Consider the following 21,952-nt stretch of genomic DNA (forward strand, 5'->3'; position numbering starts at 1 on the left):
ACACCCCGCAACCTCGGTTACTGTTTTTGCAAAATGTCGCGACCAAACCATTTTTCGCTGATTTTTGCGTACGTACCGTCTTTTACGATTTCATCCAACGCTTTGTTGATGCGCTCTACCGATTCTTTGTCATCCTTGCGAACGGCAATCGCTTGCTCGTCAAAGCTCAGCGGCTCACCTACGTCTTTTACTTTTCCAGCGCCTTCTTTAATAAAGCGCAAGCCTACTACCTGGTCCGTAATAACCGCATCGAGACGACCTGTTGGCAAATCGAGCAGTGCCGTGATGTCACTGTCGTACTGTGTGATTTTATCTTCATCGGTCAGCTTTTTCGCCCAATCCAAGTAGTTGGATGCTTTCACAACACCGATTTTTTTGCCTTTCAGATCCTCTTTGGATTTGATCGTGGTATTGTCTTCATTCACAAAAATTTGGGAGCCGGAGCGATAGTACGGGTTCGTAAAGGCAACGGCTTTTTGACGCTCCTCCGTCACTGTCAAACTACCGATGATCGAATCGTATTTGTTGGAATTCAAGCCTTGGATAATCGTTTCGAATGGGTTCGTGATTGGCACTGCGGTCATTCCCATTTTTTCTGCCAGGGCTTGTCCGATTTCTACGTCAAAGCCAGTGAGCGTACCATTTTCTTTAAAGCTAAACGGCTTATACACACCGCTCATGGCATAGGTAAATTCTTTCTTTCCACCAGATCCTCCAGCCGCAGGTGCGCTGCCGCTACCTGAGCCACATGCCGACAACAGGAGTGAGCCTAGCAAAACGGTAGACAGCAAAGCTCCAGACCACATTGAACGTTTTTTCATTTGAAATTCCCCCAATTTTTCTGTTTGTGTTTTATTTAGCGAATGCTTCCCAAAAATTGCTTTGTCCGCTCGTTCTGCGGATTTTCAAAGAATGTCTTGGGCGGCCCTTGCTCCAAAATAACCCCGTTGTCCATGAATACTGCCCGATCCGCTACCTCCCGCGCAAAGCCCATTTCATGGGTCACCACAATCATGGTCATCCCTTCCTGAGCAAGCTGCTTCATAACCTGCAGCACTTCTCCAACGAGCTCAGGGTCGAGAGCGGATGTAGGCTCATCGAACAACAGTACCTTTGGTTTCATCGCCAACGCTCTGGCAATCGCTACCCGTTGCTTTTGTCCACCGGAGAGCATGTCGGGATACACATCTGCTTTGTCCTGCAAATTTACTTTTTTCAATAATTCGAGACCCAGTGCTTTGGCTTCTGCTGGATTCATCTTTTTGACATGAATCGGAGCCTCGATAACGTTTTCCAATGCCGTTTTATGTGGGAACAGGTTGAAATGCTGAAAAACCATACCCACCTCTTCGCGAAAGTGGTTCAAGTTTGTCTTTTGTGGGTCAATCTGCTTGCCGCCTACCCAAATTTCACCTTCGTTATATACTTCCAGAAAATTCAAACATCGCAATAATGTACTTTTCCCGGAGCCACTCGCCCCGAGCAATACGACTACTTCTTGTTCTTTTACTTCAAGCGTCACGCCTTTGAGTACCGTTAACGCCCCAAAAGACTTCACAAGCTGCTTAACCTGAATCATCCTGCTATCCCCCTATCTCTTCGCCACGGGATGACTTGCTGTTTTTCCGATATTCGGAAAACTTTTCTGATTTAAATTATAATTATATTTTTTCAGATATTCAAGAAAATTTTTATTTATTCATTCATTAAAAATATGCTGATCGGAAATAAGCTTGGAATTACGGGGGAAAAACGGGTGGTTGGTCAGTGTTCTTTGGGAGTGTCGTAGATTCAAAGTTCTGACAATGAGTGATTATGCAGTTTCCGGTGCTGGATGCACCTCACGCCTGCTAAGAAAACAAAAACAAGACATTAAAAAACGACCACTTGGCATAACGCCGTGGTCGCTTTTCCTCACGCACAATTGCAGCTTTTCCTAGCCTTTGGCTGTTCTCGGTTGCTTTTTCCCTGTTTTTTCGTCGCTGGTTTTGCCCAGCTCATGCTTGATGAATAAATAACGTTCGATCTCTCTTAGCAAATAAAACAGGGATGCTCTTGTTTCAAACTCTTCCCGTGTTTGCGGCAGGTCGGTTTCTTTGATCTCCTTGCGCATATCCCGCAGCTGGTCGATAAAGCGGTAAGCGGTATTGCCGGGGTGTACGGAATCACTGATCCGTTCGAGAAAATCCGCGATGTGAAGCCCCTGCGGCACCTGGGTATTAAGCGAGGAGACGATCGGCATCATCCGCTCCAATAGCTCAAACTGCTTCTCGCGCATGATGAAGTACTGGTAGTACGAATCATCGCGACGTCCCAAGCGATTGTCGACATCGCGCGATGCCAGACGAATGGCTTTTTCCAAAAGTCCGGGAGCCTCGATCATTTCCCTCCCGTCCCAATCGCTTTCGCCATGGCGCAAATAATAGCAAAACTCCCGCAAAATTTTAATAAACAGCTTTTCCACCTGTCCCTGCATGGCTTGCAGCTCTTTATCCAGGCTTGGCATGTACAAATTTACGACCAAAGCGACGCCGACACCCACGACGAGCAATGCGACTTCGTTTGCGATCAGTGCTGCATCCATTCTTTGCGTGGAATACAAATGCATGAGCACAACGATGCTTGTGACGAAGCCTTCCTGAATTTTAAACCAGACCGCGAGCGGCATGAAAATCAGAATCTCAATCAGGATGGCCAGCGGGGTAAAGCCAAGCACGAGAAACAAGCCCATCCCTAAGACCAAGCCCAAAAAGCTTGCCAAGATCCGATTCCATGCGGTCCGAAACGATTGCTTTACCGTTACCTGAATGCACAGGATCGTAATAATGCCAGCAGAGGCAGGGAACATCAGATCCAGCTGCTGGGCGAGTAAGATCGAAATTGCTGTTCCGATCGCTGTTTTTAGTGTGCGATAACCAATTTTAAATTTGAGCCAATTCAGTCCTGTTCCCCTCCATGCTGCAAAAGCGGCTTTACAGTGTTTTGCCACAGCTCGGGCAATATTGATACCCCGCTTTTACTCGTTCTCCGCAGTATGGACAAAAAGCCTTCTGTACAGTAGTTTCCTCTGTCTGTTCAACTCCCGATGATTGCTGTCCGAATCTACGGTTTAGGGGATCGCCTTCTTCATTGGATTCCGTAATATCAAACAAGGACATTCTTTCCTTGGAAGTCGCGTTCTTGTAATGATAAATCGTCTGGAAAATGCCAATTCCCACAAAAATAATTCCAAACAACGGAAAAATCGTTCCGACAAGCGGAAATGGAGCATCTCTCGTCATAGAAAACGCCATAATTGTCCAAAAAATCCCGAATACGACCATGCCAAGACTTCCAGCAGCCCCCATCGCAGACGGTCCGCGACCTGGCTTGATACTTTTCATCCGAAGCACCTCCACCTAAATCTTACCCTAAAAATGGTTGGGTCACAAACAGAAGCACCCGTTCATAAGACTCTTTTTTGCCCTTGCTGCGTTACGCTGCCGTATCCATTTTTTGTGACGTTCTCACGGTTGCTGCAAAAAACTGTACAACCATAGCTACCAAGTTTATCACGATCAGCCCAATCACGGCGAACAAAAAATCTCCTGTCACATCTTGAATCCATCCGAGCATAATCGGACCTGCTGCACTCATCACATAGCCGACAGATTGATTCATCGCCGTCCATGACGCGGCCTCTGCCCCGCTAGTCGTTGCATCCATCGGAAGCAGTAAATTCGCCGGGATCTGCACGATCTCAAAAATAGTCAAATCTGTCCCATGCGGTTTAGAGGTTCATCGAAACGATGGTAGAAAAACTCAAGATGTAAACAATGCCTGGTTCACCCAAGTAGCTGGCAGAAAGACAAAGAAAGGGGCTGCCTTTCAAAAGTCAAACGCTCCGACTTTTGTGGCAGCCCCTCGTGAAAAGCTCTATTTCTTTTGCGTTTGCTCATACATAGTTTGTACCAGATCTGCTACCTCTGCTCGCGTTAGGGATTCATTCGGGCTAAAGGCAGCTTGCGATTTACCTGCCAGGATTCCTTGTGCATTCACCAGTGCTACTGCCGGAACCTGTTTTTTCTGCAGGTCCGTGTAAGGCGTGACGAATATGTCCGTTTTCTCTAACAGGCTTCCGTATCCAAGCAGACGGGCAAGCATCTCAGCTGCCTCAATCCGCGTAATGGCGCGATCAGGGTTGAACGTCTTGCCTTCCTTGGCGATAATGCGGTGTTGAATCGCTTTTTGAATCGCTGGATAGTACGCGTTTTTCATATCTACATCTGTGAACTGATAAGTCTGATCCTCTTCGCCCTCATAGAACATGCCCAAATTCCGGAATTCATAACGATTTGTCAATCCCGTCAAGATTTGGGCCATTTCCCCGCGCGTCACTTCTTTATCCGGCTCCAGCTTTCCATCCCGGACCGATAGCAGGTCCATACGTACGGCAAATTCAAGCGCTGTTTTTTGAGGATGCTCGTCGATGTCTTGGGGTTGCCGATTTTTTTCAGCCTCCGCATAGCTGACCCATTGTCCCGAAACCGCGTCCACTACACCTTCATCTCCTACGTAACGATAGATGAGGAGTGGCTCCATTGGCTGGGAAGGGAACCCGTAGCTGCTATATTGCGGTTGGTAATAGGTAAGCATGAACTCTTTTTGCTTTTGCATGATTTGGTTGGCCTCTGTATGATCGACTGTTGCTTTGGTTGGTTTTTCCGTAGCGTATACAGGCAATCCGTCCCAAGGAGCTCTGACGCCCTCTGCTTCCCCTGTTTCAGGATCGACGATTACCTCTGTGTACATGCTTTGAATCGTAACTCCATCCTTTAACCAACCAAAACGGACTGCGTACGATTCTCCACGCTCGATCAGCTGCTTCTGCTCTTCTTCCGTAGGTGCCGGCAAAAGGTACATTTCGCCCAATCTGTCATCGTACAGCATTTTCACAAGCTGGATTGCACTTGTCTCTGCTTTGCTCCATGGTACGACTGTGGTGAACTTTCGCCCCCGCTCTCTGAATCGTGCTCCTTCTCTTGCTTCGTATCCCATCAATTCACCACGGTCACCGATTGTAAGCTCTACGCGCTCCTCTGAATCCGTTTTCGATTGCAGTGGGGTAAAGGAGAAATCCCAGTTCTGTCTTCGAATCCCGTCTGGGCCAGAGCTAGCTCCACTCCCATAGTTCCCTTCAAAGCGATAGCTGCCCGGGAACTTTTTGATGAGCTGCTCAGCAATCTTTTGCGCCTCCTCCTTGGTAATGATCCGTTCTTCTCCCTTACTTTTCGCGATAGTCGTTCCGAGTGGCTGGATCTTTCTTTCCACAGCCTCAGTCCCTACCGCATTTACGACCTTGCCACTTAGCGCATCTACAAACTGCGGATCATTTTCCTCAAAACGGTAAACCAGCATATACGGATCAGAGCTTGAATCCCCGCCTCGTAAAGCCTCTCTTTGGTTCACAAATAGCAGAGAAGGCTTCGTTTGCTGCATTAAAAGCTTTTTCCCCTCTTCGGCAGAAATCATTTGTGTCGCCGCAGGGAGCTTGCCATCATACCATTCTCGTGAAAAGAAAGTAAGCTGTCCCTCTTGGTCAAGAACGATTTGAAACCCGTTCTCCAGAAAAGGAATCTCGTTTTCCATCCGGGTAAAGGAGAAGAGATGGATAGACTGCTGCGGGTTAAAGTAAGAATATAACGGTCCGTATTCATTCGGCTTGGACAGATTTTGTCGCTCTTCCGAAGTAGTGACCCGTTGTAAAAACTCCTCCGCTATGCTTTGTGCCTGTTCTGCTGAAAGCTTTTTTTGTGAAGCAGTCGTATTGACTCCGTCCCGATAGTAGGAATATTGCAGCAATTTACCGGAAGCGGCATCGATTGTAGCCGTGATTCGGTTCGATTTTGTGTCTTCCCAAGCGATTCGCCAAGACGACGTTCCGGTAAAAGGATCGCGTTTGGCATCCAGAAAGCTAGCTCGGTCCAATTTATAATCTGTAGGGATGGTGACCCATTTCTTGGCTGCCTGGATCGCTTCCTCCTGTGAAATGCTTTTGGTTTGTTCTTCGGCTGCGTACGTGACCTGTGCTCCTCCACTCATACCAATCGTAGTGAGTACGGATGTTAGCAAAATGGAGGTAGATACTCCCATCGCCACTCCCCATGATTGTCCCCGTTTTAGCACGGTAAAACCACTCCTTTCGATATACAGACTTGTCCCATTTTACCATTGATCTGGAAATTACAGCAAAAAAGATCTGCAAAACAAGCTAATAACTCGCCTGGCAGATCTTTTTCCTTGTTCTTATTTATACTTCCAGCTTTTTGGCGAGTGTTTCTACGTTCAGTACATTCCCCACAAGGAAGTTGCCGAATTCACCGAAGCGCGCACTTACTTCATCAAAGCGCATTTCGTAAACGATGTGCTTGAATTCTAACGGATCGTTGGCAAACAGTGTGACGCCCCATTCCCAATCGTCGAAGCCCACAGAGCCACCGATGATTTGCTTCACGCGACCAGCATAGGAACGGCCGATCAAACCGTGGGAGCGCATCATTTCCTGACGCTCCTGCATGCTCAGCATGTACCAGTTGTCTTGCAGATCACGCTTCTTGTTCATTGGATAGAAGCAGATGTGCTCCCATTTTGGCAGGACTGGGTACAGACGGTCACGCACATGTGGATTCGCCTTTGGATCTTCACCAGGGTTATGTACATAGTTGCTCAGCTCAACGACAGAAACATAGGAATACGGTGCTTCTGTATAGGCAGCAAAGCGTGTTTTATTAAATGCCGTTTTAATTTCATCCAGCTCTTGCATGGTCTCTCGCAAGAACATGAAGACCAGATCAGCCTTGTGTCCCAAAATGGAGTACACAGCGGTGCTTCCTTTTCCTTCTGCTTCATTCGCGTCCCACGTACGGATCAATCCATTCAGCTCGTCCAACGCTTCTTGACGCTCCTGGGCGGAAGCTGCTCTCCACTTTTCCCAATTGATGGTGCGGAAATTATGATACGTATACCAACCTTCTAATGTAAGCAACGCTTCGTTCGTGCTCATTTGAAAATCAGCTCCTTTGAAAAATCTGGTTATCCTGTCTTCACCATTCCCAGTATAGCATAAGCAACTGCTGTATATTCGGAACAGATTGGTGAACAACAAAAGAAACAAGCGGCGCCCGTCGGCTACCGCTTGTCTTCCTTATTTGCTGCTGCAACAGTCAATTGACTTGCTGCCGCTTCATCCACAATGACTGTCACATCCGGATGATGCTGCAGCAAGGAAGCTGGCACATCCGCCGTCGCCTCTCCCTCCAGCATCAGTCGGACTGCCTCTGCTTTTGTCTCACCGCTAGCTAGCAGAACAACCTTTTTGGCCCCGAGAATCGTCTTGATCCCCATGGAAATAGCTTGTGTAGGCACTTCCTCAATGCTGGCAAAATAGCGAGCATTCGCTTCAATCGTGCTCTCGGTCAGCTGGACTACTCGTGTCGTCGATTCTACAGAGGAACCAGGCTCGTTGAAACCGATATGTCCATTGTTGCCGATCCCGAGCACCTGAATGTCGATTCCGCCAGCTTCGCGAATCGCTGTTTCGTAGCTTGCACACTCCTGTTGCAGATCAGCGGCATCCCCCGTCGGAACATGTGTATGGCCTGCTGGCAGGTTAATATGATCAAACAGGTTTTCCTGCATATAGGCGCGATAGCTTTGCGGGTGTGTAGCAGCTAGGCCAACATATTCATCCAGATTAAAACTGCTCGCCTGGGAAAAATCGATGCTTTCCTCCTGATGCAGCTTGATAAGCTCCCGGTACATGCCTACGGGAGTACCTCCTGTAGCCAGACCCAAAACGACTTTCGGGTTGCTCTTTACCTCATCAGCGACCAGTCCTGCCGCCTTTTTGCCGAGCTCCCCGTAATCTTTTACAATTATGAGTTTCAACTCATCTCACCTCAGTTAATATTTTCTCTCCAGGACGGCCTTTGCCGTTCGTTCCTTGTACATAAGCGCTTTTTCCTTGTTGCGCATGGCAAGTGTCGTGCAGATGACGTCCAGCACATGAAGCTGTGCGATCTTTGCCGCCAGTGAGCCTCCCTGCAGCGGACCTTCCTGAGCCGCAGTGAGCAGCGTAATGTCTGCTACATTCGTAATCGGCGAGCGGCGGTAATGTGTCAAGCAGATGATGCTTGCACCTGCCTGTTTTGCCACTTTGAGCGAGTCGATCGTGTCCTTGGTGCTGCCCGATACGGACAATCCGATCGCTACATCGCCTGGGCCGAGTGTCGCAGCCGCCATCGCCTGCAGATGTGACTCACTCATTGCGTCTACACGCAGACCGATCCGCATGAATGCATACTTGGCATCCTGTGCCGTGACAGCCGAGGTACCCACTCCGTAAAAGTGGATGGAGCCCGCTTTTTGCAGCAGCTCCACGCAGCGCTCGACCTGCCCCATATCAAGCAATGCAGCTGTATCACCGACTGCCTGCTGATTGGTTGCCGTTACTTTTTGGGCAATGATATCGAGGGTATCGTTTTCGCCTACTTCTCCGTGCAGATTTTTGGCTGGTGTAACCAGCTCCTGCGCGAGCGCCAGCTTGAACTCCTGATAGCCACGAAAGCCGATCTTCCGGCAAAAACGGAGGACTGTCGTCTCTCCTACACCAGCCTTTTCCGCCAAATCGATGACAGAAGAGTAGATGACGCTGTCCGTTTGCTGCAAGACGATACTTGCGACTTTTTGCTCTGATTTCGTAAAAGAAGGCGTGAGACTCTGTATTTGCAATAGCGTATTTGTCTTGAGAATGGTTGCTGTCCCCAGACTGGACAGCCCCTCTTGATGACCTGCCATATGCTCCCCCTTGGGTAAAAAGACTGATCTCATCCAGTTCTTCATGCACAAAACAAAACGGTCACATCCACTTTTATAAAAAAAGCTAAGACGTTTTTCACAGAAAATGGCCGTATTTCTACAGCCATTATAGCAGAAAAGGAGTTTTCCGCCATCGTTTTTATTTAAAGTGGAGCGTTCCTCCAACGACTAAAAAGGCTTTCGCCTGCAAGCATCCCTTGCGAACGAAAGCCTTTTATCAAGTTGCACGAAAGATTACACAAACACACGGTAGCCGAGCATAATCACGATAACCATGACCACGAGCGCACCGATGAAAAATCCGATACTGCCTTCGTTTCTACGAGCACGTCCCAAAGACATTTCCATCAGGCCGAATAGGATGATGGCGAGTATCCCTTTGACATAGTAGTAGAAATCGCTTGTATGATACTGGAAAAGCAGCCAAGCACCAGAAAGCAGAATGATAACGATCATGAGTCTGAGCAGCATATGTACGATTTTTCCTGCTTTTGCTTTTCCCAAACGATACAAGATATAGCCTACGATCAACAGGACAAACGCAACTTCCCAACCTCCGACATGCGCTTCCTTCAACGCGTTGTAAGGCATCATTTCAACCCCTTTTTTCCTCATTAAATAGCCTGTCCAAGCCATTATAACAGAAGTGTCGGAAAAAAGCAGATGTCCAAATACGTGGCAGTATTGTGACAGGGGGACTCGCTTTTCTCCTTTCTTACTTTTTAAAACTAGAAAAGACCGCACATTGCGTGCAGTCTTTCACTCTAGCATTTTATCGCAGCAAAAATCCATCTGCCAATGGATCGGTCGGGTCGACGACGAATTGGTGCAAACCAGTGAGGAATGCTGTTCCTTCTATCCTCGGGACGATGGCTGGATAATCGCCTACTTGTGTGGTCCCTGTGACCGTACCAACAAATTGGCTTCCTACGATTCCTTCGTGGACGAACTTCTCGCCTATCGCAAGCTTGCCTCTTGCGTATAATGCAGCAAGGCGAGCAGCGGTTCCTGTGCCGCATGGCGAGCGATCGATTTGTTTATCGGCAAAGATTGTGACATTGCGCAAATCGGAGCCTTGTTTTCTCGGCTCATCCGAAATAATGACCCCGTAGATTCCGACCAGCTCTGGCTCTAGTGGGTGTACGACCTGCAGCTTTGCCTCGATTTGTTCCTTGATGCGCGCTCCCCATTCCTGCAGAGCTGGAAGCTGCTCAATCTCTACCTGCACGTCTAAATCCTCGGCATGCACGACCGCGTAAAAGGCACCGCCAAACGCGATATCGACGTGAAAGGTTTTTCCTTCCCATTCAATCGGGACATCCTGGGCAAAGACAAAGGACGGTACATTTTCAAACGAGACGGATTTGACCTCAGTTCCTTCCGCATGGGCACGAGCGAGGATGCGGCCAGCAGGGCTGTCGATGACGATGTTCTCGTCAGGCGCTGGTGCCTGCATCATCCCCGTTTCAATCGCGGCTGTGACTACCGCAATGATTCCGTGTCCACACATGGTACTGTATCCTTCGTTGTGCATAAAGAGTACGCCAAAAGCAGCATCCGGGCTAACAGGAGCAGTAATGACGCAGCCGTACATCCCATGATGTCCTCGCGGCTCATACATGAGCACGCGTCTGATGTAGTCGAGATTCTCACGAAAATAGCGTCGCTTCTCTAAAATCGTCTCGCCCTTCAGTGGGGGGATTCCACCCGTAATGATCCGCAGTGGCTCCCCGCCCGTATGAGCGTCAATGGTCGTGAACAACTGATTGATTTGCATCGTATCCTCACCTCTACCGGGTTGTCCCTGGCCTACCAGGCATATTTGATGGCGCAGGTCTTGATCTCGCTGTAGAAATCAAGAGCCACCTGGCCTTGCTCCCGCGTATGGGAGCTGGACAGCTTCATCCCGCCAAATGGCGCTTGGTATTCCACGCCTGCTGTTTCCTGATTGACGCGAACCATTCCAGCCTGTGCGAGATCGAGGAACCGATGTGCACTTGCCAAATCACGTGTAAACAGCGAGGCGCTGAGTCCATATACAGTCTGATTGCACAGCTCGATCGCTTGATCAAAGTTATCCGCCGCAAGCATGACAGCCAGCGGTCCAAACACTTCCTCCTGAACGAGGGCATGATCAGCTGAGACCCCTTCGACGATCATCGGGCGTATGAAGTAGCCCTGATCGGCTGCATCTACAGCTGGACTTTCAGCCACGAGACGTGCTTGCTCGCTTGCCAGTGAAACGTATTTGTTTACCGTTTCATATTGTGCCGCGGAAGCAACTGGCCCCAGGTATGCCGCAGGATCACTGGCTTCGCCAACCCGGCATGACGCCATCGCTGTCTGCAGTCGCTCCACAAGTGGCTGATAGATTGCCTTCTCCACGATGATCCGGCTCGTCGCCGTACATTTTTGCCCAGCTGAACGAAAAGCTCCACTCAACAGGATCGGTACCGTTTTGTCCAAGTCCGCATCTGCCAAAATAACCGCAGCATTTTTTCCGCCCATTTCAGTTTGATACTTGATGTTGCGTCCCGCGCAAGCGACCGCAATTTGCTTGCCCGTCTCCGATGATCCGGTAAAGCTGACTGCATCGATATCCGCCTCATCTGTGAGGACGTTTCCAATCTCGCGCCCTTTTCCGATCACGAGATTTAGAACCCCGGCAGGCAGCTTCGTCTCGGCAAAAATCTCCGCCAGTCGTGTCGCCGTAAGCGAGCCGTTTTCAGCAGGCTTCCAGATGACAGAGTTTCCGCAAATCAGTGCCGGAGCGATTTTCCAAATCGGAATCGCTACGGGAAAGTTCCACGGTGTAATCACCGCTACAACCCCAAGCGGCACACGACGGCTGTATTGCAGGACATTCGTATCTGCCGCCGGAATCAGATTGCCGTTTGCCCGCATTCCTTCTCCCGCGTAATAGCGAAGCAGATTGACACCACGCATGACTTCCCCGCGCATTTCCACAATTTGCTTTCCCATTTCCCGACTTGCCAGACTAGCCAGATCATCGGCATGCTTTTCCAATGCAGAAGCCATTTGAAATAAAATCTCGCCACGGATTGCACCTGTCTGCGCTGCCCATGACTTTTGCGCCGATCTTGCCGCCTGCTGGGCTTCGAGTACATGGGAGCGGTCGGATAGATGCAGTACCCCAATCTCTTCCGTGAGACGTGAAGGGTTTTTGACCGTCACTTCTTTGCCCGACGGCGTAATCCATTCGCCACCGATCCAGTTTTTGCTTTGCATCCTCGCCTGACCTCCTTATCGACTGCTTGCGGCACCAACTGCAAAGTCAAACGCCTTTTTAATATCCGCATAATATACTTCAGACAGCGGGAGACGTGGCGGTCTTGTTGGTCCGACAGGGAAATTCGCCAGCTCCATCATGTATTTGATCGACTGGACAAGCTGTGGGCTCGCGTCGAAATGGAACAATGGCAATAGTCTGCGGTACAGAGCTTGCGCTTCCTTCAGATTGCCTTCTCTTGCCAGTCGGAACAGCTCCACACCCTCTTTTGGCAGTGCATTCGGTACGCCGGAAATCCAGCCAGTGGCCCCAACCAAAGCACCTTCCATTGCTAAATCGTCAACACCGACCATAACTTCCAAATCAGACATCGCCAGAATATCCTGTATACGGCGCACATCGCCTGTAAATTCTTTGACCGCTACGATATTTTCCATTTTGGACAAGCGAGCCAAAATGTCTGGTGTCAAATCAATTTTGTAGTCATGCGGATTGTTGTACGCGATGATTGGCAAACCGACTGTATTGAGTGCTTCGTAGTGAGCAAACACTTCATTTTCCAGTGGCTTGTAGTTGATTGGCGGCAGGGCCATAACTCCTGCTGCTCCTGCGTCCTTGGAAAATTGGACCCACTCAACCGCCTGACGGGTAGAAGGAGCTGCAGAACCGACAACAACAGGCACGCGACCTTTTGCTGCTGCGATGACCGTATTGATTACCTTTGCCCGCTCTTCTCCTGTCATCGTTGCATATTCACCGAGCGAGCCAGACGGAACCAAGCCATCGATCCCTTCTTGAATCAGCCATTCGCACAGCTCGGTGAGACGCTTGTAATCTACCTCATGCTCTTCTGTAAAAGGGGTAACCAGTGCTACGTAAACGCCATCAAATCTTCCCATTGTTCATTCTCCTCTCGTTCTCTTCCTATTTTTGGATAATCCTTAATGATCGGTTGCCTCCGGGATGAGCAGGAAGCCATTTGCCAGCTCGTCTTCCGGATTGTAAAAAATCGTATGCTTGCCCATCAGCCATGCTGAGCCAGCAATCCGTGTCACCACAGCAGTCAGACCGCCTTCTTTGGTCTCTTCCAGCACCTTTCCTGTAAACAGTGAACCAACGATGCTCTCGTGAACAAACGGTTCATTCAAGTCGATTTCTCCTTTGGCATACAGGGTCGCAAGCTTGGCGGAGGTTCCGGTTCCGCATGGCGAGCGATCGATGCCGCCTGGTGGAACCACGACTGTATTTTTCACATGGGCATCAGGATGGGCGGGAGCTGTATAAAACTCCACATGCGTCAGACCGCGAATGAACGGCTTTTCCGGGTGGACGACCTCTACCTCGTGATTGATCGCCTTGCGGATGCGAACAGCCGTATCAATAATCGTTGAAGCGTTGGACGGCGTCAGCTCAAGCCCCAGCCTGCGTGCATCGGTAATGGCGTAAAAATTACCGCCGTAGGCAATATCGCAGGTCACTTGTCCCAGGCCCTCCACCTCTACGCTGACATCCTGCTTGTAGAGAAAGGCCGGAATGTTTGTAAACGACACTTCGCCAGCTTTGCCACCGTCTACTTGTATCTCTACTTCAACCAGGCCGGCTGGTGTATCGAGCTTGAGCTTGGTTACCGGCTCCGCCACAGGGACAAGCCCCGTCTCGATCAGAGTAGTACATAAGCCAATCGTATCGTGACCACACATGGGCAAATATCCGCCCGTTTCAATGTAGATGACCCCTACGTCCGCATCCGGATGGCACGGCTCCACGATCAGAGCCCCTGACATGACATCGTGCCCGCGCGGCTCGTACATGAGGAGCGTACGTATCCAGTCGTACTCCGCTTTCATATGGAGCATCTTGTCTGCCATCGTCGCACCTTCAAGCTTGGGTAGCCCGCTGATTACTGTACGAGTGGGATTCCCTCCGGTATGGGTATCGACCGTAGAAAACACCCTGCTTGCTTTCATGAATGCAACACCCCTTTTTTCGTAAACCGGTCATGTCGCAGCGGCGTGAGCGGGATGATCGTTTCGCTTTGCTCCGTCAGCATTTCCGCCACCACCTTGCCTGTAACAGCTGCCAGACTGATGCCATCCCCTTCATGCCCTGCCGCGATAAAATAGCCCGGGACCTCCTCTACGCGAGAAATGATCGGCAAATGATCCTCTGTCCATGGTCTCAGTCCGCAATAGGTGCGAATGATCGCAAAGTCCGCAATCTTTGGGTAAAAACGCAGTGCTCTGCGCGCCATACACCTGACTACATTCAAATCCACTCGCGTATCGAAGCCGACGAACTGCCGACTGGAGCCGATGAGGAAATTTTGGCTCTCTGTCGGTTCAAACACCAACGCCACACCGTACTTTTCCGTCTCCTCGTCAACCTGGCGCTGACCTCCGAACTTGGAAATCAGATAGCCAAACTCCATCACCTTGCGTATCCCGACAGGCATCTGCCTGGAAGCGACGATCAGATGACCTTTGCGTGGAAGGATCGGAATATCCAGTCCTACCATCTGGCCGATGTACGGTGCCCAGACACCTGCAGCGTTCACCACCTGCTTGGCAGTCACCCTGCCGACTCCCGTCTCCACATGAAAAATACCTGATGCCTGATCCCGAGTGACCGCTTTTACCTCTGTACGCTGCATGATCCGGGCGCCATGCTTTTTCGCCCCCTCAAACAGGGCAAACGTAAGCATGTACGGATTCACCGTAGAGTCAGTGGCGCATTCCAATCCCCCGAGAAGATCGTCGGCAAAATAAGGCGACTCCTGCCTGATATCGGAGCGATCCAGCATCCGAAATGGCAGCCCTGCTTCCTTTTGCCGTTTCACCCATTCATTCGCAGCCTCCATCTCTGCCTCTGTTTCACAGACCAGAATACTGCCGGGTGCTCGATACTCAAACGAGTGATCCAATTCACGACTCAGCTCATCCACAAGCATCTGACTTTTCAGCGACATCTGACTGTCAAAGCCCGGGTCCTTGTCAATCGCCAGAATGTTGCCGTCACAGCGCGAAGAAGTACCGGATGCCAGCTCGCCCTTTTCCAACACGACCACATCGAGCCCTGCCTTTGCGGCGTAATAGGCGATTGCTCCACCGATAATTCCTCCTCCGATCACAGCCACCTGAGCGTGGGTTTGGGTTTGTACAGTCATGGTTGATTCTCCTCAAAAGCGTAGTGTGGGTCTTCACGCTTTTCTTTTAATGCAAACCGTATGCCAACCTGATTTTTGCTTTTATTTCGTACAATTGTCTAAAATATTTTACAACTCGGATCACCAGTGTATAATTAATGAGAAAGTGTTTACTATTTTATACATTCTTAAAAAGGGATGGTTGGGTTGAAACACAAACTGCCTGCTCTAACCGATTTCATGCAGACGAACATGCTGATTTCCCGTTATCATGAGCATTTTTTCGTTCATACAAAGGCCGATATCCCTGTCTTTCTCGAAGAAGCTGAAGGCTGGCATGTCACCCGCTCCTCGTATTTATCCGTAGACAAAAAAATTGATTTTACTCAGCCTCCCTGGGAAAAAACCACTGTCATCCATGCGGATCTGCCTCTCTCTCAGGTTATTTCCTTACTCGGTGATTATCCCTACCTCCTGATTGCACAAGAAGCGCCAGAGCCAGTCGGTTATCTCGAGCGTTCCCGTGTCCTGCAAGCCATATTTGAGTCATACGAGGTTCTTGAAGCGTATTTTGAAACGATGATCAAGACCATGGATGCTTCTATTTCCGTCATTGATGAGCAGGCGCGAATCATGGTCTGGACAGAAGGAGCCGAAAGCATTTTTTCCTTGAAGCAAAAGGACGTCATCGGCAAGCCCATCACGGATTTTTTTCCTTTGGAGATGCTCGAAACGATTCAATCATTAAAAAGTGGACATTCCCTCTATCGCCATCAACATCAGCCGAGAGAGGATCTCGTCGTCCTGATTAATACCAATCCCATTTTCCTGCATGACAAAATCATTGGGGCTGTCGCCGCGGAAACAGACATTACTAGTCAGGTCAGACTCAATCAGGAGCTGCTCAACGCCAATAAAAAGGTCAATCATTTACAGCAGGAAATGGCCAAGCTGAGTCCGTCTGCCGATCCTTTTCAGCAAATCAAGGGAACAAGTCTCGCCATCCGGCAAATCAAATCGATGATTCAAAAGCTGAATGCCACGGAAGCTACGGTACTGATCCTCGGCGAAAGCGGGGTCGGCAAGGAGCTGTTTGCCAAAGCTGTGCATGATGTGCGCGAGGGTGCCAATGCACCATTTGTCGCCATCAACTGCGGTGCGATCTCTCCGACCTTGTTTGAAAGTGAACTGTTCGGTTATGAAAAGGGGGCCTTCTCCGGTGCCGATCAAAAAGGAAAAAAAGGAATGATCGAGCTGGCGCGTGGAGGCACGCTCTTTCTGGATGAGGTCGGCGAAATGCCGCTCGATATGCAGGTGAAGCTCCTGCGCGTTTTACAGGAAAGAAAGTATTATCCAGTAGGTGGCACCAAGCAGATTGAAGCTGATTTTCGAGTCGTGGCTGCGACCAATAAAAATTTGGAGGACTTGGTGAAGGAAGGGAAATTTCGTGAGGATCTGTTCTACCGTCTCAATGTCGTGACGCTAAAGATTCCTCCTCTTCGCCAGCGCATTGAGGATACGATTGAGCTGGCGCACTTTTTTCTCTATGAGTTTTCGCTGCGCTACAACCGACCTGTCCATGCGATCTCACAAAACGTCATGCAAAACCTGCTCCAGTATGACTGGCCAGGCAACATTCGCGAGCTGCGAAATGCGATAGAAAGATTGGTCGTATTTGCAACTGATGGTGTTATGAAAGAAGAGGACTTGCCCTATTCGCTGCAAGGACAGCCCAAGGTGTCTCCAATCGAATTGCCCGATGACCTGATCTCCTTGCAGGAGGAGCTGGAAGCACATGAGCGCCGCGTCATTTTGCGGGCAATTGAGCTGGAAAACGGCAACAAGCAGGCTGCAGCCAAACGATTGGGCATTTCACGTGCGACGCTGTACAATAAATTAAACAAGGCAGATCAGTAGCTTCTCACAGGGGAAAATAAGGGCTGTCGATCATTTCTCGACAGCCTGACAGCTCGACTAGGGACACGGTTTCCTTTCTTTGCGAGAGAAAAACAAGAGAAGGCGACGACGTACAAAGCGGTAATCACATCCGCTTTTCGGGGGTAGGACCTCAGACAAAATACGGACCAATTCCATAGTTGATTCCTCCTTTGTCGTTTAACAGCAGCCTTCATGTCTCTTACGCACCGAGATAAGCCTTGACGATGGATTCGTCCCCGCGCAGTACCTCTGCCGTGTTTCCCATGACGATTCGCCCGGTTTCGAGGACGTAGCCGCGGTGCGCAAGCCGAAGTGCCGCTTTGGCATTTTGCTCGATCAAAAGGATCGTCGTGCCTTGCTTGTTAATTTCTCTGATGATGTGCATAATCTCCTGCACAATAATCGGGGCAAGTCCCATGGAAGGCTCATCGAGCATCAGCAATTTAGGACGCGCCATCAAGCCCCGGCATATCGCCAGCATCTGCTGCTCTCCGCCGCTGAGTGTTCCTCCCAGTTGTGTGCTCCTCTCCTTCAAGCGTGGAAAAAAGGAAAACGCTTGTTCAATCCCGGCCGCAATCACATTCTTCTTTTTCTTTTGCGTGAATCCGCCCAGCTCCAGATTTTCACGGACGGTCAAGCCCGCAAAAATTCGTCGCCCTTCTGGGACATGAATGATTCCTTCCTCGACAATCTGGTGAGGGGGCATGCCGACAATGCTTTTTCCGTTCAGCAAAATATTACCTTTGCCTGGACGGACAAGCCCGGAGATCGTTTTGAGTGTCGTGCTCTTCCCTGCTCCATTGCTCCCCAATAGTGCCACAATCTCCCCTTGGCGCACCTCCAAACTGATTCCTTTCAACGCTGCGATTTTTCCATAGAACGAATGAACATTGTCGATTGTCAAAAGTGTACTCACATCGCCTCCTCCTCCTTCCCCAAATATGCCTCCACGACGCGAGGATGATTCAGGACTTCGGCAGGAGCTCCCTCAGCAATTTTTTGTCCGTAATCGAGAACAATCACATTTTCAGAGATTTTATGAATCAAGCCCATATCATGCTCAATAATGAGGACAGTCAGCCCGTACTTCTGGCGAATGCGCTTGATGAGCTCAATCAGACTCTCTTTTTCCTCATAGTTCAACCCCGCTGCCGGCTCATCCAGCAGCAGGACATGCGGCTTTGTTGCCAATGCCCTCGCGATTTCCAAATAGCGCTGTTCACCATACGGCAAATTTTTAGCTATGCGGTAACGGGAAGCATCCATCCCGACAAATGCCAGACAATCACGGGCCACGTCTTCGATGAGCCTCTCTTCCTGTTTCTGTGCCGGTGTATGCCACAGAGCTCCCCAGACCGTCTGCTTCGTTCGGCTATGCATGCCTGACTTCACATTGTCTAGCACAGTCAAATTGGGAAACAGGCGCAGGTTCTGAAAGGTTCGTGCCAAGCCTCGCTGTGTGATTTGACTCGGCTTTTTCCCGACAAGACTTTCATTGCCGAGCAGGATTTGACCTGCTGTTGGGCGATAAAATCCGGTAATCATGTTAAAAACGGACGTCTTCCCTGCACCATTTGGTCCGATGATGCTCGTAATCGAGCCAGCAGGAATTTCGAAGGACAGATCGCCCACAGCCGTAAGACCGCCAAATTTAAGCGTTACATTTTTCACTGTCAAGCTGGACATCTCTGTCACTCCCTTCTGTCCTCACCACATCAGCTTCCTGCGCCGAATCCTTACCCGTCTCGTAGCGTGCTGGCCACAGGCCTTGAGGTCGAAAGAGCATCATCGCCACCAAAGCTACGCCAAAAATCAAATAGCGCCAGTCTTCCACCGACCGCAGCAGCTCCGGCAGCGCGATGACCAGGACCGCCCCCAGCACTACACCCGGGATGCTGCCCAAGCCTCCGAGTACAACCGCGAGCAAGATCATTATCGATTGGGTGAAGCTAAAGCTGAGCGGAGCAATCGCGCTCATTTTTACCGCAAAGACAGATCCCCCCAAGCTACCGATGACGGCTCCGATCGAATACGCCAGCAGCTTCATCTTGATCCGATTGATTCCCATCGCCTCGGCTGCGTCCTCATCCTCGCGAATGTACATCCAGGCTCTGCCGATGCGTGAGGAGCCAAGCCTTTTCACCGCAAGAACAGCCAGAATGGCAATAATCAGGATCAGGTAGTAAAAGTCCATTTGTCCTGCCAGCACATAGCTGCCGATAGATGGGCGAGGAATCCCGTAGATTCCCGAGGCGGAGCCCGTGATATCAAGATTGATCGCCAGAATGCGGATAATTTCTCCAAAGCCCAAAGTCACAATCGCCAAATAATCACTGCGCAGGCGAAGCGTCGGTGCTCCGATGATGACGCCAACTACTGCGGCGATCGCCATCGAGACGGGTAGTGTCGTCCAGAACGACCATTGATACACGGTCATCAAAATCCCTGTCGTATACGCTCCGACCGCAAAAAAAGCGGCATAGCCCAAATCAAGAAGTCCAGCAAAGCCGACGACCACATTTAATCCTTGTGCCAGAACGATATAAAACAGGGCAAGAGTCGCTACATCGAGCCAATAGTTGTTGGTGAGAAACGGAAGGCAGGATGCCACGACAAGCAACAGGACGATGGAGAGCTTTTTTCCGAGTGGGTTCATCCGCTACATCCTCTCCGTTACTTTTTCGCCCATGATGCCCGTTGGCTTCAGCACCAGGATCAAAATCAGGAGGGAAAAGGCAACAACATCCTTCCACGAGCCGCCAAAAAGGAATGTTCCTGCCGTCTCCATCATGCCAAGCAGCAGCCCACCCAGCATCGCGCCAGGTATACTGCCGATTCCACCAAGAACGGCTGCCGTAAAGGCTTTGAGCCCGATAATAAAGCCCATCATAAAATTGACCGTGCCGTAATACGCGCCTGCCATTGTCCCTGCGCCCGCTGCCAGCGAAGCCCCGATAAAAAAGGTCAGAGCAATCACCTTGTGTACGTTGATCCCCATCAAATGACATGCTGTCTGATCGTGTGCGATTGCTCTCATCGCTTTCCCGTAGAGCGTCCGGCTAATGAACAGGTGCAAGCCCAGCATCAGCAAAGCTGAGATGATAACCAGTCCGATTTGTGTATACGTAATGTGCGCTCCGAATAGCTCCCACCCATCATGAGACAGCTGGAGCGGGTACACCTGATATTGCGCCCCCCAAAACAGCATGGAGCCATTTTCCAGAAAAAGGGATACACCTATAGCCGTAATCAGGATGGAGAGGCGCGGGGCGAGCAGAAGTGGCCGATAAGCCACCCGCTCGATCCCCATTCCGATCGCACCCACAATTACCATCGTTAGAAACAGCACGACAACAATTCCCATCAAGCCAGCACCTGAACCATTTCCGCTCACTACACTAAGCAGCGTATATCCGACAAAGGCACCGAGCATATACAAATCACCATGTGCAAAATTAAGCAGCTTGATAATCCCAAAGACCATCGTATACCCCAAGGCAATCAAGCTGTAAAAAGCACCGATCACCAACCCGTCTGCTAGGGTCTGGACCAATATATCCATGCATCCACCTCTTTCCTCGTTTCATGGACAAAGCGCTCCGCTGCTACTTCGCCAGCGTAAACTTGCCACCCGCCACTTTTAATACGGCAAAGTTGGAGGTGTCCAAGGTGTTTTGTGCATTAAAGGAAATGGTTTGGCCCAGTGCTTTGAAGTCTTTCGTCTCTTTGATCGCTTTCTTGATCGCATCACGGTCGGTAGAATTTGCTCTCTTGATCGCATCCGCCAGCAGGTTGACCGCATTGTAGCTGAGTGCAGAAAACGGTCCTGGAGCCAAATTGTTGTAGGTTTTTTTGTACTCTGAGGTGAATGCTTCCGCCCCTTCGATAAACTCAGCAGTCGGCGTAGCCGTAATCAGTAGTCCCTCTGCGTTTTCTGCGCCTGCGATTTTAATGACGTCCTCACTAAAGGAACCGTCGCCCACGAAGAAGAGGCCAGAGACGCCTTTTTGCTTAAACTGCTTGACCATCAAGCCGCCTGCCGCATAATAGCCGGTGAAATAGGTGGCATCGGGTCCAATGCCTTTGAGCTTGGTGACCAATGCACTGAAATCTTTTTCCTCGGGGTTAATGGCTTCATAGGCGACTACCGTTCCGCCTGATTTTTCGACTGCTGCCTTGGCAAAATCCGCGAGGTCTTTGGCATAGGCAGAATTGTCGTGAACAAGAGCTACTTTTTTCGCCTGATTCGCTGCCATGTAGTCAGCAGCCGTTTGTGCCTGGTCAGGGGTCAGGCCGTTAATTAGAAACAGGGTGTCATAGCCTTGGGCAGGCAATTTGGCTGAATTCGCTGCAGGGACAATCATCGGGATATTGGCATTTTTAAAGACACCAGATGAGGGCAGTGTTGCTCCGGAGCAGTAGCCACCGACTACGGCAGCTACGTTTTGTGAAACCAGCTTATTAGCAGCAGTTGTGGCCATTTGTGGATCGCAGCCGTCATCCGCCACTTCAATCTTTAGCTTTTTACCGAGCACACCACCAGCATCATTCACTTTTTTGACAGCCATTTCAATCGCATTTTGCATATCTTTTCCATCGGTTGCGTTGTTCCCTGTCACTGGGAGGAGCACCCCGACCAAAATCTCATTCCCGTCCGCAGAGCCTGAAGACTGTCCTTGATTTGCACATCCTGCTACAGCCAGTGAGAGTGTTAACATCGTTGCAACAATCGCACTTCCCCATTTTTTCATAGCCCTTCCCCCGTT

Annotated in this window: 21 protein-coding genes; 1 reads left to right on the forward strand and 20 read right to left on the reverse strand. The window is 50.0% G+C overall.

Annotated features, from left to right (window positions below; translation table 11 throughout):
• Positions 1-17: 17 nt before the first annotated feature.
• The 15 genes from ADS79_RS33225 to ADS79_RS33295 all read right to left on the reverse strand — a co-directional run bounded on the left by ADS79_RS33225 (position 18) and on the right by ADS79_RS33295 (position 15,269).
• Positions 18-821, reverse strand: a complete 804-nt coding sequence (locus ADS79_RS33225; protein WP_049742764.1) for an ABC transporter substrate-binding protein — start codon at positions 819-821, stop codon at positions 18-20.
• 35 nt (positions 822-856) lie between these two features.
• Positions 857-1,579, reverse strand: a complete 723-nt coding sequence (locus ADS79_RS33230) for an amino acid ABC transporter ATP-binding protein (protein WP_049742765.1) — start codon at positions 1,577-1,579, stop codon at positions 857-859.
• 357 nt (positions 1,580-1,936) lie between these two features.
• Entirely contained in the window at positions 1,937-2,989 is a 1,053-nt protein-coding gene (locus tag ADS79_RS33235) for an aromatic acid exporter family protein (RefSeq protein WP_236700185.1), read from the reverse strand.
• Positions 2,973-3,383, reverse strand: a complete 411-nt coding sequence (locus ADS79_RS33240) for a zinc ribbon domain-containing protein (RefSeq protein ID WP_049742766.1) — start codon at positions 3,381-3,383, stop codon at positions 2,973-2,975. Before ADS79_RS33240 ends, ADS79_RS33235 begins: the two co-directional genes overlap by 17 nt.
• A 91-nt stretch (positions 3,384-3,474) precedes the next feature.
• Positions 3,475-3,753, reverse strand: a complete 279-nt coding sequence (locus ADS79_RS33245) for a hypothetical protein (RefSeq protein WP_049742767.1) — start codon at positions 3,751-3,753, stop codon at positions 3,475-3,477.
• A 162-nt stretch (positions 3,754-3,915) separates the two neighbouring features.
• The gene (locus ADS79_RS33250; protein ID WP_141260960.1) at positions 3,916-6,165 is read right to left on the reverse strand and encodes a YcdB/YcdC domain-containing protein; all 2,250 of its coding nucleotides are present in this window, start codon (positions 6,163-6,165) and stop codon (positions 3,916-3,918) included.
• A 124-nt stretch (positions 6,166-6,289) separates the two neighbouring features.
• Positions 6,290-7,042, reverse strand: a complete 753-nt coding sequence (hemQ, locus tag ADS79_RS33255; RefSeq protein ID WP_049742769.1) for a hydrogen peroxide-dependent heme synthase — start codon at positions 7,040-7,042, stop codon at positions 6,290-6,292.
• A 125-nt stretch (positions 7,043-7,167) separates the two neighbouring features.
• Positions 7,168-7,926 (reverse strand): glucosamine-6-phosphate deaminase, encoded by a 759-nt coding sequence (gene nagB, locus ADS79_RS33260; protein ID WP_049742770.1) that lies wholly within the window; start codon positions 7,924-7,926, stop codon positions 7,168-7,170.
• A 15-nt stretch (positions 7,927-7,941) separates the two neighbouring features.
• Entirely contained in the window at positions 7,942-8,835 is an 894-nt protein-coding gene (locus ADS79_RS33265) for a MurR/RpiR family transcriptional regulator (RefSeq protein ID WP_049742771.1), read from the reverse strand.
• A 255-nt stretch (positions 8,836-9,090) separates the two neighbouring features.
• Positions 9,091-9,447: a YisL family protein gene (locus ADS79_RS33270; RefSeq protein WP_049742772.1), complete on the reverse strand. Its 357-nt coding sequence runs from the start codon at positions 9,445-9,447 to the stop codon at positions 9,091-9,093.
• A gap of 181 nt (positions 9,448-9,628) precedes the next feature.
• Positions 9,629-10,633, reverse strand: coding sequence for a proline racemase family protein (locus ADS79_RS33275; RefSeq protein WP_049742773.1), 1,005 nt, complete (start codon positions 10,631-10,633; stop codon positions 9,629-9,631).
• Positions 10,634-10,665: 32 nt separating this feature from the next.
• Positions 10,666-12,105 carry an aldehyde dehydrogenase family protein gene (locus tag ADS79_RS33280; protein ID WP_049742774.1) on the reverse strand — a complete coding sequence of 480 codons (1,440 nt, stop codon included), beginning with the start codon at positions 12,103-12,105 and terminating at the stop codon, positions 10,666-10,668.
• A gap of 15 nt (positions 12,106-12,120) precedes the next feature.
• The gene (locus ADS79_RS33285; RefSeq protein WP_049742775.1) at positions 12,121-13,005 is read right to left on the reverse strand and encodes a dihydrodipicolinate synthase family protein; all 885 of its coding nucleotides are present in this window, start codon (positions 13,003-13,005) and stop codon (positions 12,121-12,123) included.
• A gap of 42 nt (positions 13,006-13,047) precedes the next feature.
• Positions 13,048-14,073 carry a 4-hydroxyproline epimerase gene (locus ADS79_RS33290; RefSeq protein ID WP_049742776.1) on the reverse strand — a complete coding sequence of 342 codons (1,026 nt, stop codon included), beginning with the start codon at positions 14,071-14,073 and terminating at the stop codon, positions 13,048-13,050.
• A complete protein-coding gene (locus ADS79_RS33295) occupies positions 14,070-15,269 on the reverse strand; it encodes an NAD(P)/FAD-dependent oxidoreductase (RefSeq protein ID WP_049742777.1) in 1,200 nt (399 codons plus the stop codon). Before ADS79_RS33295 ends, ADS79_RS33290 begins: the two co-directional genes overlap by 4 nt.
• A gap of 177 nt (positions 15,270-15,446) precedes the next feature.
• On the opposite strand from ADS79_RS33295, the gene ADS79_RS33300 reads away from it, so the two are divergent.
• The gene (locus ADS79_RS33300) at positions 15,447-17,165 is read left to right on the forward strand and encodes a sigma-54 interaction domain-containing protein (protein ID WP_409362418.1); all 1,719 of its coding nucleotides are present in this window, start codon (positions 15,447-15,449) and stop codon (positions 17,163-17,165) included.
• Positions 17,166-17,385: 220 nt separating this feature from the next.
• Here ADS79_RS33300 and ADS79_RS33305 read toward each other — a convergent pair whose 3' ends face one another.
• From ADS79_RS33305 to ADS79_RS33325, 5 genes are read right to left on the reverse strand one after another with little or no spacing between them, the layout of a single operon-like run.
• Positions 17,386-18,102 carry an ABC transporter ATP-binding protein gene (locus ADS79_RS33305; RefSeq protein ID WP_049742779.1) on the reverse strand — a complete coding sequence of 239 codons (717 nt, stop codon included), beginning with the start codon at positions 18,100-18,102 and terminating at the stop codon, positions 17,386-17,388.
• Positions 18,099-18,872 (reverse strand): ABC transporter ATP-binding protein, encoded by a 774-nt coding sequence (locus tag ADS79_RS33310; protein WP_049742780.1) that lies wholly within the window; start codon positions 18,870-18,872, stop codon positions 18,099-18,101. The genes ADS79_RS33305 and ADS79_RS33310 overlap by 4 nt, the downstream gene beginning before the upstream one ends.
• Complete coding sequence (locus ADS79_RS33315; protein WP_049742781.1) at positions 18,838-19,842, reverse strand: branched-chain amino acid ABC transporter permease; 1,005 nt, start codon at positions 19,840-19,842, stop codon at positions 18,838-18,840. Before ADS79_RS33315 ends, ADS79_RS33310 begins: the two co-directional genes overlap by 35 nt.
• Positions 19,843-19,845: 3 nt before the next feature.
• The gene (locus tag ADS79_RS33320; RefSeq protein WP_049742782.1) at positions 19,846-20,748 is read right to left on the reverse strand and encodes a branched-chain amino acid ABC transporter permease; all 903 of its coding nucleotides are present in this window, start codon (positions 20,746-20,748) and stop codon (positions 19,846-19,848) included.
• Between the two features lie 43 nt (positions 20,749-20,791).
• Complete coding sequence (locus ADS79_RS33325) at positions 20,792-21,937, reverse strand: branched-chain amino acid ABC transporter substrate-binding protein (RefSeq protein ID WP_049742783.1); 1,146 nt, start codon at positions 21,935-21,937, stop codon at positions 20,792-20,794.
• Positions 21,938-21,952 lie beyond the last annotated feature (15 nt).

Source organism: Brevibacillus reuszeri (assembly GCF_001187725.1).
Lineage (GTDB): Bacteria > Bacillota > Bacilli > Brevibacillales > Brevibacillaceae > Brevibacillus > Brevibacillus reuszeri.